The organism is Luteolibacter rhizosphaerae, from assembly GCF_025950095.1.
In the GTDB taxonomy this organism is placed as follows: Bacteria; Verrucomicrobiota; Verrucomicrobiia; order Verrucomicrobiales; family Akkermansiaceae; genus Haloferula; species Haloferula rhizosphaerae.
In genome coordinates, this window is sequence record NZ_JAPDDR010000006.1 from 366,890 (window position 1) to 383,124 (window position 16,235).

Sequence of the window (16,235 nt, forward strand, 5' to 3'; positions counted from 1 at the left end):
ACTAACAGGTACGTTTTCGGGAGGTTCGACCGGTGCCACAGGCCACCTCGGATGAGGGAGGGGCTGTGTCCACGGGGAAGGGAATCTGCCCGGCGCGCGCCGCCTACATTCCCCACCCATGAGATTCCGGACTGCCTTCGCAGGAGCCCGCGCTTTGATTCAGACCGCCCTCGTTTTCGCAGGGCTCGGTAGCGCATTCTCCCAATCGATCGTTCAGGAGTACTACGTGCCGATGCCGGAGGCTCAGATCCGCCAGTCTTTCCTGGCACTCGCGAGCAACACCGGCACCTCGATGGACACGACCATCTCCATGGTCGCGGCTGTCAGCGGTACGAAGATCGTCTACGACCATTGGGAAGACGGCTACGAAATCAATCTCGACAGCCCGACCCAATCGACCACCCAGGTCTGGGGTGACGGCAACGATGCGAACGGAAAGCCGCCCGGCTTCGCGAACGACCCGAACGGCCTCTCGGCGGGTGCGGTGATCGCGCTACGGAATCTGATCGCGCTGCCGCGGAATCCCACGACTTTCCTTTATGATGGCCGCGACCGCGTGGGAGCGACGCGTGGCATCGTCATGTCCCGCTCCACCTGGGCGACTACGCCGGGTGCCGTACTTGCGGATGCCACGGAGGTGAACGCCACCGTCGACTGGGGCACGAACTTCATCATCCCGGTGGGCGAGAACGAGATCTTCCCCACGCCGCTGACGGCTTCCATGTTCGAGCTCTGCTCGCTGTTCGTGCAGGCCTCGCAGGCGGGCACGAACGTGCAGATCGACCGCGATGGCAACGGCACGGTGGATACCACCGTGGTCTTGGGCCAGGGGGAAACCTACTACCTCGAGCGCGGCCTGTTGCGCGGCGCCACCGTGGTGGCCTCGAAGCCGGTGCAGACGCACATCATTACCGGTGACATCGGCGGCAATTACGAAACCCGTTGGTACACCGTGGCCCCCACCGCCCTGTGGGGCACCCGCTACTACTGCCCGGTAGGCACGGCCTCGGATGGCGATGACACCTACGTCTTCCTCTACAATCCGGACAGCGCGGCGATCTCGGTGAATATCACCACCCGTGTCGGTGCGAGCACGATCAGCATCCCGGCGAAGAGCAACTACATCTACCTGATGCCACAGGAGTCGGGTGCGAGCTTCATCAACACGGCGAACAAGCTCTTCTATGCGATTGCCACCGTGGGTGCCGAACCTACGGCGAACAACGTACATGACTGGGGTTTCAGCCTCGTTCAGGAGTCGGACCTCACCACCACTCTTTCCTTGGGCTGGGGCCCCGGCAGCTCGGAGAGCGGCACAATCACCGTGAATGGGAACCCGGCATGGGTCACCGCCACCAAGAACACCACGATCTATGTCGACTACAACGGCGACCGCATCGGTTCGCTGACCGATCCCTTGGGCGGCAAGTACGATGTTTCCTACAATGTCGCCGCCTTGCAGGTGCAGCGCCTCTTCGATCCGGACAAGGACCAGACCGGCATGCGCATCTACACCGTGGATGGCACCTTGATCGCTGGCGCTTGGGGTCAGGATCCTGCCACCGCGGGTCCGGGCAATCCCTATCTCGATGCCGGCACGACCATCCCCTCCTTTCCGGTACCGGTGATTCGCAAGGCTTCGGTCATCGCCGTGGATAACAACACCGCCGGCCTCAGCATCGGCGATGTGCTCGAATACTCGATCACCATGGACAACGCCGGCCTGGTCGCCCTCGGCAACCTGCTGGTAGTCGATTCGCTGCCGGCACAGATTTCCTACGTGGCGGGCAGCGCCACCCGCGACGGGGTCGCCGTGGCCGATAATACGGGGGCAGGCAACACGCCTTTCCCCTTCGATGCCAGCGGCTACAACATTCCCATCCTGCCGCGCGGTCAGGTCACGACTCTCAAGTATCGCGTGACGATCGTCGCCGCGGGCTCGATCGCGAATACGGTGACGACCTCTTATGCCGGTGTCACTTCCACCAATACGGTCTCCGTCCCGGGTGGTGGCACGGCGGCGCAGATCCGCTTCACCCTTTCGGATGGCACGGTGGTTACCTCCTTTGCCCCCGGGGATGGCATCTACGTAACGATGACCGATCCGGATGCGAACACCAGCGCGACCACGGTGCAGACGGTCACCGTCATCGTGAGGAACGCGACCACCGGCGATTACGAAACCATCACGCTGACCGAGACAGGCGTGAACACCGGCATCTTCCGCAATACGACTCCGGCGCTGGCCTCCTCTGCCGCAGCAGGAACCAACCCCAACGATTCCACACTCAACGTCTTCGCCGGCAACAGTCTCACCGTCAGCTATACCGATCCGGTTTACGGCGAGACGGCCAACACGACCGCAACGGTCAGCACTCCGGCTCCCTCAAAGGTGCTCTACCTGAGCACGGATGGAGTGGGATCTCCTGACCAAGACATGGATCGCATCGATCCGGTCGCTTTGGCGGACAACACAACCGCATTCACCGCGGATATCTCCGTACCGGTGGCCGTGGGCGCCGGCACCTCGACACTCGGTGCCTTCACGGGGCCTTTGACCGGTTCCACCGCGAGCGTGAGCATGAGCCACGCCGTGAGCGGCACCAACCGCTTGCTGCTGGTGGCGGTGAACTATGAGGACGACGGCACCGCCGGCATGACCGTGGGTTCGGTCACCTACGGTGGTACTGCGATGACCCGCATCTCCCGCAATCCTTCCACTCAGGAAGTCGTCACGGAACTGTGGAGCCTCGTCGCTCCGGCCACCGGCACGGCGAACGTGGTGGTGAACATGACCAACTTCGCGAGCGGGGATGCCCTGCACGTTGCCGCCACCACTTTCACCGGAGTCAATCAGACCACGCCGCTTGGCACGCTGGTCACGGCGGTTGGCACTACTACTCCGACGACGATCACGGCTGGCGGCGTGACCGGTGATCTTATCTTCGCTACCGCAGCGATCGACGATTCGCGCACCGCGACGCCGACCGGTGCCACGGCTACCGCCCTGTGGAATGCCAATAGTGGCGGCACCGGCGACGGTGTGCGTAGTGTCGGCAGTACCCGTGCCGGTGACGGTAGCAGTGCCGCCTTTGCATGGACCCTGAGTGCCGCGGATGCCTGGGCAGCCATTGTCATCCCGATCAAGCAAGCGACTGCCGGAACCTCTTCATCGCTGAGCTTCACGCAGACCCCGACCTTCGCCGAGAGCTTCACCCTTCCGACCGGTGCGGCCTTGAGCGCGCAGACCTATTTCACTGCCTCCAGCGGCACCCTGAGCGGCACTGTCGCGGTTACCGCTACCTTGCGCTATGGCTCGACCACCGTGGCCACGAGCAACTCCGCCACGGTCAGCGGCTCCGCGATCAACTTCAGTTTCCCCGCGCTGGCCAGCGCCGTGACAATCCCGTCCGGGCAGGCACTCACCTTGGATATCACCACGGCTGTGCCCGGAGTTTCCTTCCGTATCGATTACGACAGCGTGACCAAGCCGTCGAAGATCACGCTTCCGACCACGACGGTGATCCACACGGATTCCATCGGAGTCTACGATGCTCCCTTCCCCGGCGGCACTTTGGTCACCAGCCCAGCCAACGGCCAAACCCTCTATGTGCGCACCGTGGTGGGCGACCCCTTCGGCGCTTATGACATCACCAGCGTCGACCTGAGCATCGATGGTCCCGGCACCACCGATGATATCACTACCACTCTCAATGCGGCGAACGTGGTTGCCACCACCACCGCGACGAAGACCTACGAGTACGTCTGGCGCACCGGTGCCACCAATGGTCAATACTCGATCGTCGGCACCGCGAAGGAAGGCCTGGAGAATGCCATCTCTTCCTCGCGCTCGACCACGGTCAATCTCAGCTTCCTCGACCTCGGCACGCCCTCCAGCGTGGAGTTCCTGAATGCAGGCGGCACACGCACTCAGACCTATGCGGCGAACGAGTCGATCCGCATTCGCGTGACCGATCTCGACGAGAATCGCAATCCGGCAGCGATCGAAACCATCACGGTCACGATCACGACTACCAGCGGAGACACGGAGACCATCACGCTGACTGAAACCGGTGTGAACACGGGCGTCTTCACCGCGGTCGTGCCGGCTACCACCACCGGTCCGGCGAATCCGGGTAATGGCACGATCTACGCCCCGACCGGCACCGGCATCAGCGTGGTCTACACCGACCCTACGGATTCCACCGATACCTCCAGCGCGACCGCCAGCGTGCCCGCGCCGACTGCCGTCGATGGCGTGTCCTTGAGCAAGATCCTCATCTCTCCTGCCAGTGGCCAGGCCATCGTGGGTGAGACGATCCAATACCGTCTGCGGGTCGTGAACACCGGCGGCACCGCCTTGGGCACCGTGGCTCTCACCGATACCTTCCCGGTGGCGAACCTCACTTACGTCTCCGCCACCACCACTCCGACCAGCGTCTCCGGCGGCACTATCACTTGGTCGAATGTGGGCCCGCTCGCACAGGGGGCATCCACCGAAATCTTCCTGACCTTCACCGCGAATGCCGCGGGTACCACGGTGACCAATTCGGCCTCCGTTACCGCTGGCACCGCCAGCTCGAACAGCTCCGCGAACATCACCATCACCCGCCCGCGCGTGACCGTCACCAAGACGGTGACCAGCCCGGCCACTGGCACGGCAGGCAAGGGGGATAACGTGGTCTTCAGCATCGCGATCCAGAACTCCGGCAGCACGGCGATCCCGAATCTGCCGCTTGAAGACCTTTTCAGCAACGACACCTTCGAATACGTCAGTGCCTCGCTCGCCCCGAATGCGGTCGGCTCCGGCACCTTGCTGTGGAACGACATCACCGGCAGCGGCAGCCTGGCGGTCGGCGCCACCCAGACGATCTCCGTCACCCTCAAGGTGAAGGGCGAGGCGAGCCCCGCGACCAACGTCGCCGCGGTGAACTACGCCACCGACTCGAACGGCAATGCCGTGCCGGCCACAAGCAGCACCGCCTCGCTGGTGACTGCCGCGGCCTCGATCAAGGGGCTCGTGCTCGAAGACAAGGGCACCTCCGGCTTCGGCGGTGGCGATACCCCGCTGGCAAACGTCCGCGTCACGCTCTACTCGGATCCGAATAACGACGGCGATCCCTCCGATGGCACCGTGTTGGCGATTGCCAACACCCTTGCGGACGGCAGCTACGAGTTCCTCAATCTCGCGCTTGGCAACTACGTCGTGGTCGAGACCGATCCGACCGGCTTCAACAGCGTGGCCGATGTGGATGGCGCGAATGACAACCGCATCAAGGTTTCCCTCACTACCCTGACCGCCGTCACCGGCCGCAACTTCCTCGACAAATACATCGATCCCGCGCTCTACGCGAATATCGCCGGCCAGGTCCGTAACGATGTGGATGGCGATGGCGACCTCACGGATGCCGACAGCGGCATCAGCGGTGTCACGATCGATCTTTACACCGACCCGAATGGCGATGGCGATCCGACCGATGGCACGCTCTATCTGAGCGCCGTTACGAATGGCACGGGCAACTACTCCTTCAATCTGGTGCCGCCCGGCAGCTACGTGGTGATCGAAACCGACCTCTCCGGCTACGTCAGCACGAATGACAAGACCCTGCCGAATGATAACCGCGTGCCGGTTGCCGTCGTGGCCTCGCAGACATCGACCGGGAACGACTTCCTCGACTCGAACTCGCTGACTCTTCTCGGCACCATCGGCGACACCGTCTGGTCCGACACGAATAACAACGGCATCCTCAATGCGGGTGAGCTGGGCATCGTGAATGTCACCGTCCAGCTTTACCGCTCTACCCAAACTCCCGGCGTGGGCGCGCCTTATCGCAGCACCTTCACGAACATCAATGGTGTTTACTCCTTCGCGGGTGTTCCGGCCGGCTCCTACTACATTTACATTCCGGCTACCAACTTCGCGGGCAATGGCGCGCTCTTCACCTCGCCGCTGTCCTCGACCCTGACTGTCACGACCGACAATCAGGTGAACAACGACGACAACGGCATCCAGACCGCATCGGGTGCCGCTGTGGTCAGCCCGCTGATCGCGATCTCCGCGAACGAGACCGAGAACACGATCGACTTCGGCTTCGTCCCGAACACGAGCCTCGGCAGCATCACCGGCACGGTTCTCGCCGATAACAACAACGACAACGTCGGCGATAGCGGTATCGCGGGCGTGACCCTTGCGCTCTTCACCGATCCGAATGGCGATGGTAATCCTGCCGACGGAGTGCAGGTGGCGACCACCACCACCGCTGCGAATGGCAGCTACTCCTTCACCGGACTTCCGCCGCGGGCCTACGTGGTCGTGCAGACCCAGCCCGCCGGCTACCTCAGTGTTTCCGATACCGATGGCGGCACCATCAATCAGGTCGCCTTGGTCTTGGCTGCCGGCGGCAGCGGCGTGGCTTCCTTTGTCGAGGAACTTCCCGGCACCGTGACCGGCCACATCTACCGCGATGTGAATGGCAATGGCACGCAACAGGTCGGAACCGAGCCGAACTTCTCCGGCATCCAGGTCGTCATCAACGACGCGAACGGCGGCACCCAGACGGTGACCACCGATGCCAATGGCAATTGGACCGCTACCGCGCCGCCCGGCCTGACCTCCGCGAATGTGAATGAGGCCGGCCTGCCTGCCGGCTGGGTGCAGACCGAAGGCATCGATCCAACCGAAGTCACCGCGAGCGCGGGCGGCACCGCCAGCGCCGGGAACGATGGTTACTTCTTCCCCGCGATCGTCAGCGGCCGTGTCTATCGCGATGTCTTGGGCAATGGCATCGAGGATGTCGCCGACACCGGAATCGCGGGCGTGATCGTCCGCGTGACCGACAGCCTCGGCGTGGTCCGGAATGTGACCACCAACGCCACCGGCGATTGGACCGTGAGCGTGCCGCCTGGCAGCACCATTGTCGATGTCCTTGAGCTCGATGCGACCTTCCCGACGGGGGGCGTCCGCATCGAAGGCGAGGACCCGAATACCGTGACCGCGGTGGCTGGATCCACGACGAACGGTGGCAAGGACGGCTACTACTTCCCCGCCACCGTCACCGGTCATCTCTACCGGGATGTGAATGGCAATGGCGTGCAAGACCCCGGCGAGCCGAACCTGCAGAGCATCGATATTCTCGTCACCGGCAGCAATGGCGTGGCCCAAACCGTGGTCACGGACACTAGCGGTAACTGGTCCGCGAGCGTGACTCCCGGCGGCGGCACCGCGAAGGTGGTCACCACCGACCCGGATTTCCCGACCGGTGCGGTGCAGCGCGAGGGTGATGACCCCACCGCCTTCGTTGCGGTGGCGACCCAAGTGGTTTCCGGCGGTATCGACGGCTACTTCGTCCCGGCCACCGTCATCGGCCACATCTACCGCGATGTGAATGGCAACGGCGTGCAGGATGTCGGCGAGCTCGGTCTGCCCGGTGTGCCCGTGAAGATCACGAATAGCCTCGGCGCGGTTCAGACCGTCACCACCGATGCGAACGGCAACTGGACTGCCAGCGTGCCGCCCGGCAGCACCATCGCCGATATCGATGACACCAGCACCGCCATCCCGGCGGGAGCCACACGCACGCAGGGCTCCGATCCCACCACCGTGACGGCCGTGGCAGGTGCCACTGCGGACGCGGGTAAAGATGGCTTCTACCAAGCGGCGACCGTCACCGGTCACCTCTATGTCGACTCGAATGGCAACGGCGCGGAGGATCCCGGTGAGCCCGGCGTTCCGAACGTCAATGTCACCATCACCGATAGCCAGGGTGTGGTGCAGGTGGTCGTGACCGATGCGAATGGTAACTGGACCGCGAGCGTGCCGCCCGGCACCACTGCCGTGGATGTGGATCAGTCCGACCCGGATTTCCCGGCAGGCGGCACCCTGAGCCAGGGCAGCGATCCGAGCACTGTGAACGCACTCCCTGGGCAGTCCGTCGCGGCGGGCACCATCGGCTACCGCATTCTCGGGGTTGTTAGCGGTCACCTCTACATCGACGTGAACAACAACGGCGTGCAGGGCCCGGGTGAGCCGGACCTCGCAGGCGTGACCGTGACTCTCAGCGGCGGGCCGTCGGGCACCGTCACCGCGGAAACCGATTCACTGGGCAACTGGTCCGCCAGTGTCGCTCCCGGCACCTATCAGGTGAAGGTCGATACCTTGGATCCCCAATTCCCCTCCGGCTCCGTTCAAAGCGAAGGCGCCGACCCGAACCCGGTAACCGCCATCGCCGGCCAAACCGTGAACGGCGGCATCGATGGCTACTACATCGCCACCTCCGTCACCGGCACCATCTACCTCGACACCAACAACAACGGCAACCGCGATCCGGGTGAGCCCGGCATCGCGGATGTCAGCGTGCAGGTCACCGATGTGAATAGCGCGACGCGCACCGTGGTGACCGATTCGAACGGCGTGTGGGTGGCCAGCGTGCCGCCAGGCAGCACCACCTCGCTGGTGCTGGAGACCGGCCCGGTCTTCACCTCCGGCTACATCCGCTCGCAGGGCACCGGCACCTCCACCGTCACAGCGGTGAACGGTTCCCCGACTTCCGTGGCGATCACCGGCTACTACTTCCCCGGCATCGTCAGCGGTCATCTGTTCAATGATCTCAATGGCAACGGCATCGAGGACTCCGGCGAGCCCGGCTTGGGCGGTGTGACCATCCGTGTGACCGATAGCCTCGGTGTGCTGCGCCTTGTCGAGACCGATACCAACGGCAACTGGAGCGTGAGCGTGCCGCCCGGCGCCACGATCGTGGATATCGACAACGCCGATCCGCAGATCCCGGCCGGTGCCACGCAGACAGCGGGCAGCGATCCAGTCACCGTCACCGCCGTCGCCGGAGTGAATACTCCGTCCGGTTCCACCGCAGGCTTCTATCTCGCAGCCGTGGTGAATGGACACCTCTACCTCGATACGAATGGCAACGGAGCGCAGGATCCGGGCGAACCGAATCTCGCCGGCGTGAATGTCTTCGTGGCCGACTCGAACAACGTCACCCGCACCGTGGTCACCGATTCGAACGGGGATTGGACGGCCAGCGTGCCGCCGGGTCAGACCCGCATCGATATCGATGAGTCTGATCCACAGTTCCCGGTCGGCGCGATCCAGACACAAGGTGTGGCTCTGATCGTCGTAACCGCTACCACGGTCAATCCGGTGAGTGCAGGGGCCGCAGGATTCTTCGTCCCCGCCGCTATCACCGGTCACCTCTACCTCGACCTGAACGGTAACGGTAACCAGGACTTCGTGGTCCACGACCTGGCGAACGTGAACATCATCGTCACCGATTCGAACGGCAATACCCAGACGGTGGTGACCGACTCGAACGGCAACTGGAGCGCTACCGTCCCGCCGGGTCCTGCTACCGCCACCGTGGACAGCACGGATCCGGAGTATCCTTCCGGATCGGTAGTCACCCAAGGTGCTGCCACCACCAACTTCACTGCCGTGGCGGGCACCACCACGGGCAGCACCCCCGTCGGCTTCTTCTTCCCGGCGCAGGTGAATGGCCACCTCTACATCGATACGAACGGCAACGGCGTGCAAGATGGCGGCGAGCCGAATTTGGCAGGCGTTGATATCTTCATCACCAGCGCGATCGGTAACGTGCAGACCGTCACGACCAATGCGGCTGGCAACTGGATCGCCACCGTGCCGCCCGGCAATACCAAGGTGGATATCAACGAGGCGGACGTGGACTATCCGGAAAACCATGTGCAGACGGAAGGCGCCGACCCGAGCTTCGTCACTGCGGTGGGCAGCCTAAATACCTTCGCTGGCAATGATGGCTTCTATCGCTCCGGTACCGTCAGCGGTCACCTCTTCGTGGATACGAATGGCAACGGCGTCGAGGATTCCGGCGAACCGGGCCTTGCGGGCGTGGACATCCTGATCACGGATGTGAACGGGAACACCCAGACCATCACCACCGATGCGAATGGCGACTGGGTGGCCACGGTGCCCCCGGGCTCTACCTTGGTGGATATCGTGAACACCGATCCGCAGATCCCGGCGGGTGCGACTCAGACCGCGGGCGATGATCCCGTGACGGTTGTCGCGCAGCCTGGCGTGGATACACCTTCCGGCAGCAGCGCCGGCTTCTTCCAAGCCGCTACCGTCACCGGCCTGCTCTATGCGGATACGAACGGCAATGGCGTCCGCGATGAGGGCGAGGTCGGTCTTCCGGGTATCACGATTCTGATCACGGATAGCCTGAACAATCCGCGCACGGCGGTGACCGGCCCGGATGGCGGGTGGACCATCGCCGTGCCGCCCGGCACCACCCTTGCCAAGGTCGATACTTCCGATCCGGATTTCCCGGCCGGGGTGACCCAGAGAGAGGGCACGGATCCGACCACGGTGACCGCCGTCTCCGGCACGACGACGAGCGCGGGTAACGATGGCTACTTCCTGCCGGCGCTACTCACCGGCACCGTCTATCGCGATATCAATGGCAGCGGCACCCGCGATGGTGGTGAAGGCGGCTTGGCAGGCGTGACCGTGCGCATCACCGACAGCCTCGGCGTCGTGCGTGACGTGGTCACGAATAGCTCCGGCGTGTGGAGCGTGAGCGTGCCGCCCGGCGACACCATCGTGGATATCCTGAATCAGGATGGCACCTTCCCGAACGGCGGTATCCTGCGCGAAGGCGTGGATCCGCAGACCGTGACTGCAATTGCGGGCAGCACGGTGACCGCAGGCACCGCGGGCTACTATTTCCCGGCCACCGTGACCGGCCACGTCTTCAATGATGTGAACGGTAACGGCGTGCAGGACGGCAGCGAGACCGGCATCGCCAACTTGGATGTGGTCATCACCGACAGCAACAATGCGACCCAGACCGTGACCACCGATGGAAACGGCAACTGGACCGTGTCTGTCCCGCCCGGCACCACCCAGGCAAAGCTCGCAGAAAGCGATCCGCAGTATCCCACCGGTGCCACCCGCACCACGGGTGCCGATCCTGCTTCCGCGAATGCGCTCGCCACCCAGATCACTCCGACTGCCCCGATCGGCTTCTTCTTCCCGGCCACCATCACCGGCGTGGTCTATGCCGACACGAACGGAAATGGTTCACAGCAAGCTGGCGAGAACGGCTACGTCGGCGTGACGGTACAGATCACCGATAGCCTCGGTGCCATTCAGACGGTGACCACCACCACCGGCGGCGTCTGGACCGCCAGCGTGCCGCCCGGCACCGCCACCGTGCTGGTCACCGATACGAATAGCGTGATCCCCGCCGGCTCGGTGCTGCGCGAGGGCACCAACCCGAGCACCGTGGCAGCCGTCGCCGGCGTGGTCTCGAATGCCGGTAAGGACGGCTACTTCAGGCCCGCGATCGTCGAGGGTCACCTCTGGGTGGATGCCGATGGCGATGGCGTGGAAGATCCAGGCGAGCAATTGCCGAACGTCGACATCATCATCACCGACGGCAACGGCACGGTGATCGTCGTGACGACCGACCCGAACGGCAACTGGACTGTGAGCGTGCCGCCCGGCACCACCATCGTGGATGTGGATCAGAACGATCCGGACTTCCCGGTCGGCGGCACCCTGGTTGGCGGCGGTGTGGATCCTGCCACGATCACCGCGGTGGCCGGCACCACTACTACTGCACCATCCCTCAGCTTCCGGATCTACGGTGTCGTCACCGGCCACCTCTACTACGACGTGAATAACAACGGCGTGCAGGATCCGGGCGAGCCTGCGATGCCGGGTATCACGGTGACGTTGCTTGATTCTCTCGGTGGCACCCAGGTGCTCGAAACGGATGTGGACGGTAACTGGCGCGCGAACGTCGCTCCCGGCACCGTGGACATCACCGTGGACGAGAACGATGCGCAGTTCCCTGACGGAGCGGTTCGCAGCCAAGGCACGAACCCCACCCAGGTCACGGCCCTCGCAGGTCAGACCGTGAGCGGAAACGTGAATGGTTACTACGTCGCCACCTCGGTGACCGGCGTCGTCTATCTCGACCGCAACAACAACGGCACGCGTGATCCCGGTGAGCCCGGTCTTGCAGGCGTTTCCGTCCGCGTGACCGATGTGAACAGCGTGCAGACGACGGTGGTGACCGATAGCGAGGGCGTCTGGGTGGCCAGCGTGCCCGCGGGTAGAACCACCTCTCTCGTGCTCGAGACCGGCCCGGTCTTCACTTCCGGCTATGCCCGCACCCAAGGCACCGGTACGTCCACCGTCACGGCGGTGAGCGGTTCCCCGACCTCGGTGGCCATCACCGGTTACTACTTCCCCGGCACTCTCACCGGCGTGCTCTTCGATGATACGAATGGCAACGGCGTGCAGGACGGCGGCGAGCTCGGTCTCCCGAATGTCGAGGTCACCATCACCGGCTCGAATGGCGTGGTAACCGTGGTCACCACGAATACCAATGGCCAGTGGACTGCCAACGTCTCGCCCGGCACCGCCGTGGTGAGTGTGGATCGCGGCGACGTGCCCGCAGGCGCCATCGTCACTGCGGGCTCCGATCCCACCGAAGTGAACGTGGTGCCCGGCACCACCACCACGGTTCCTGGCACGGCCTTCTTCGTTCCCGCGATTGTCAGCGGTCACCTCTTCCGGGATGTAAATGGCAACGGCGTGCAGGACGAGGGCGAGCCGAACCTGCCGAACGTGAATGTCTTCGTGGCCACTTCCACCGGCACGGTGCTCACCGTGGTGACGGATGCGAATGGTGACTGGACCGCCAGCGTCCCGCCAGGCTCCACCTTGATCGATATCGACGAGAACGATCCGGACTTCCCGGCAGGTGGTGTCCTGACCGCGGGTCAGCCGGTCACAAGCGTCACGGCAGTCGCCGGTCAAAATACCAGTGGCGGCACCTTGGCCTACTTTGTGCCCGCCACCATCACCGGCCGTCTCTATCTCGATACGAATGGCAACGGCACGCAGCAGGTCGGCACGGAAGCCGGCCTCGCGAATCTCGACCTGGTCATCGTGATCGTGGATTCGAACGGTAATACGACCCGCGTGACTACCGACAGCGCGGGTAACTGGAGCGCCACGGTGCCGCCAGGCCCTGCCACCGCCACGGTGGACTCGACCGATCCGGAATACCCTAGCGGTGCTCTTGTCACCCAGGGCGCGATCACCACCAGCTTCGATGCGGTGGCCGGTAGCACCACGCCGAGCACCCCGGTGGGCTTCTTCTTCCCTGCCACCGTTACCGGCCACCTCTACGTGGATACGAACGGGAACAGCGTACAGGACGGCACCGAGCCAAACCTGCCGAACGTGACTGTCTCCGTGCTCAACGCGAACAACGTCACCACCGTGGTGGTCACGGATGCCAACGGCAACTGGACTGCCAGCGTTCCGCCGGGCGCCACCGTGATCAATATCGATGAAACCGATCCCGACTTCCCTGCGGATCATGTTCAGACGGAGGGTGAAGATCCGACCACCGTCACCGCGGTGGCGAGCACTTCGACCTTCGCGGGCAACGATGGCTTCTATCGCGCCGGAAGCGTGAGCGGCCACGTCTACCTCGATAGCAACGGCAACAACGTGCAGGACGGCAGCGACCAGAATCTCTCCGGTGGGGAAGTCCGCATCACGACCTCCACCGGCACGGTGCTCACCGTCTTCACCAACGCGGCAGGCAATTACACCAGCCCTGTACCTCCGGGCACCACGATCGTGGATGTCATCGATACCAGCGCGGCGATCCCGGCGGGCTCGATCCGTAAGGAGGGTGCGGATACCGTGACAGTCGTCGTAGCCGCAGGTAGCGATTCTTCGGCAGGCAACACCGGCTACTTCCTGCCGGGCACGATCAGCGGCTTCGTCCAGTCGGATACCGATGGCAACGGTTCGCCGGATACCGGTATCGCGGGGGTCTCGATCGGCCTCTTCGATACGAGCAACAATGCCATCGCTTCGACCGTGACCGCTGCGGATGGCAGCTATTCCTTCGGCAATCTGCCGCCGGGTAACTACATCATCGTGGAATCCCAGCCCACGGGCTACCTCAGCGTGTCCGATGTCGATCTCGGCGATCCCGACACCATCGGTGATGTGACGCCGGTCGTGCTCAGCGCCGGTGGCACCGTCAATGGCCGCAACTTCCTGGAGCGGCCGCTTAGGACTCCGAACACCTTCGCGGGCTGGCAGGACCAGAATCCGCTCGGTGGTCAGAACGGTCCGACGCAGAACCCGGATGGCGACATCTCGAACAACTTGATCGAATACGCCTTCGGCCTCGATCCGGCCAGCGGTGCGGGCAATCCGTTCTGCCTCGTCTCCTCGCTCGCCAATGACGGGAATATCGACGCGGTCTACACCCGTACCGCCGGTGGCGCGCTGGATGTGAACTACGAAGTGCAGACCATCTCCAGCCTCACGCTCTCGCCGGGCGGCTGGACGACGGTGAGCCTCACACCCGCGAACTTCACCGTGACCAACAATGGTGATGGCTCGGAGACGGTTCGCATCCTCGACCTGCAATCGCTCACGAGCTTCACCGGATCCGGCTTTGTCCGGATGCGCGTCAGCCTGGATGAAGACAACAACGGCACGCCGGAAGCCACGGCTGTGACCGAGGTCGGTGGCTGGGTGGCTACGAACTGGGGCACCGAGTGCCGCACCTATGGCAATCCCTTCATTTCCTGCCCGCCCTTCTCCGGAATCATCGATTCCGTGAATGGTCAGCAGATCATCTTGGGCGCCTCCGCGACCGGAGTGAACCTCGCCACGGTCTTGCCTTCCGGCTCGTCCTACTACCTCGAAGTCACTTCCGGCGATTGGGCCGGCCACCGCTTCGACGTGACGACCACCGGTGTTGGCGTGCTCTCACTCGCGAATGATCCCGATCTCTTCGCGCAGAGCGGGCCCTTCAACACGCTTGCCGGCGCTCTTCCTGCCACCTTGGCGGGGGATAGCTTCGTGATCCGCGTGCACTGGTCGCTCGGGGAGATGTTCCCGGTCGAGGCTTTCACCGCCACCTCCAGCCAAGACACGGCGGATCAGGTCCAGACCTTCGCGAACGGCATCTTCACGAATTATTGGCTCTACGATGATGCGGGCACGCCGCGCTGGATCCGTGTGGGAGACAGCAGCATGTCCGACCAAGGTGCGACGGTGATCCCGCCGAACGCCGGCACCTTCATCCAGTGCCTGAGTGCCCCGGGTTCGATGCTGGCCTTTGGGAAGGTCCGTGCGAATGACTTCGTGCTGCCGCTCCAAGCAGGACACAACCTGGTGCGCGGCGGATATCCGCTCGATGAATCACCGTTCTCCCGCGGCATGACGCTTCCGAACGGCTTCGATGGCGACCGCGACTATAAGAAGGCGGACGAGATCTTCATCTGGCGCGGCGATCTGGTGGCGAATGGCACCGGCTACGACACCTACTTCCTGCTCGATGCGTCGCCGACGCTGAGACGCTGGGCGAAGGTGGGCGATGCCTCGCTCACGCCGCAGGACAATTCTCTCCTCTTCAAGCGAGACCACAGTGCCTTCCTCAAGCTGAACACCGCGCTGCCGTCCCACAAGGTCGCCCGTCCTTGGCAGCCCTGAGAAATATCCCTCACCCCTTACACCGATGAGACTTCGTCACAAAGCAGTGCAAGCAGCGGCAGCGTTCCTGCTCTTCGCTGTCACGCAGGCCCCGGCCGCGACCATCAACTGGGGCAGCCCCGTGCTCTCGACCACGGCGGACAGCAAGGGTGAGGCACTCGATTCCAGCTACAGCGTGGAACTCGGTGCCTTTGCCAACGGCTTCGTCCCCACCGCGGAGAATACCGAGGATTGGGCCGCGAACTGGCGCACCTTCAGCGTCGCCAGTTTCGATCCGGAGCTTGGCTATTTCACCGGCACCGCCGATCTACTGGTCGGTGGCGGCAGCAGCGATCCGCTCGCGGACACGGGGATCAATTTCTCGGACATGGAAGTCTATGTTTGGGTCTTCAATTCCACGACCATGGAACCGGAGTCGGAGTGGTTCCTCGGCCGCAGCGATAGCTGGGTGATGCCGACCGCTCCCACCGAATGCTGCGACAATGGCCTGCCTACCCAATGGTCCACCACCGACTTCACCACTTCGGACACCCCGGTATACGGCGCGCAGGGTCCGGTATTCGGCGGTGGCGTTTCGGATAATCCCGGCGTTTACACGATCCAGACCCACACGGTTCCGGAAGCTTCGACCCTTGTCCTCGCGGCATTCGGGATGATGTTCTGTCTCCGCCGCCGTCGTCCGATCTCCTGACCGATTTCA

General features: G+C 63.7%; 2 protein-coding genes. Both read left to right on the forward strand.

From position 1 onward, the window contains the following. Positions 1 to 118 precede the first annotated feature (118 nt). Positions 119 to 15,535, forward strand: a complete 15,417-nt coding sequence (locus OJ996_RS13715) for a beta strand repeat-containing protein (RefSeq protein ID WP_264514176.1) — start codon at positions 119 to 121, stop codon at positions 15,533 to 15,535. Positions 15,536 to 15,560: 25 nt separating this feature from the next. Further along, positions 15,561 to 16,226, forward strand: coding sequence for a PEP-CTERM sorting domain-containing protein (locus OJ996_RS13720; RefSeq protein ID WP_264514177.1), 666 nt, complete (start codon positions 15,561 to 15,563; stop codon positions 16,224 to 16,226). The last annotated feature ends 9 nt before the right edge of the window (positions 16,227 to 16,235 follow it).

What these genes read in the sequence shown, in the direction of transcription:
- OJ996_RS13715 (WP_264514176.1), top strand. Translation starts at nt 119, where the DNA reads ATGAGATTCCGGACTGCCTTCGCAGGAGCCCGCGCTTTGATTCAGACC.
- OJ996_RS13720 (WP_264514177.1), top strand. Translation starts at nt 15,561, where the DNA reads ATGAGACTTCGTCACAAAGCAGTGCAAGCAGCGGCAGCGTTCCTGCTC.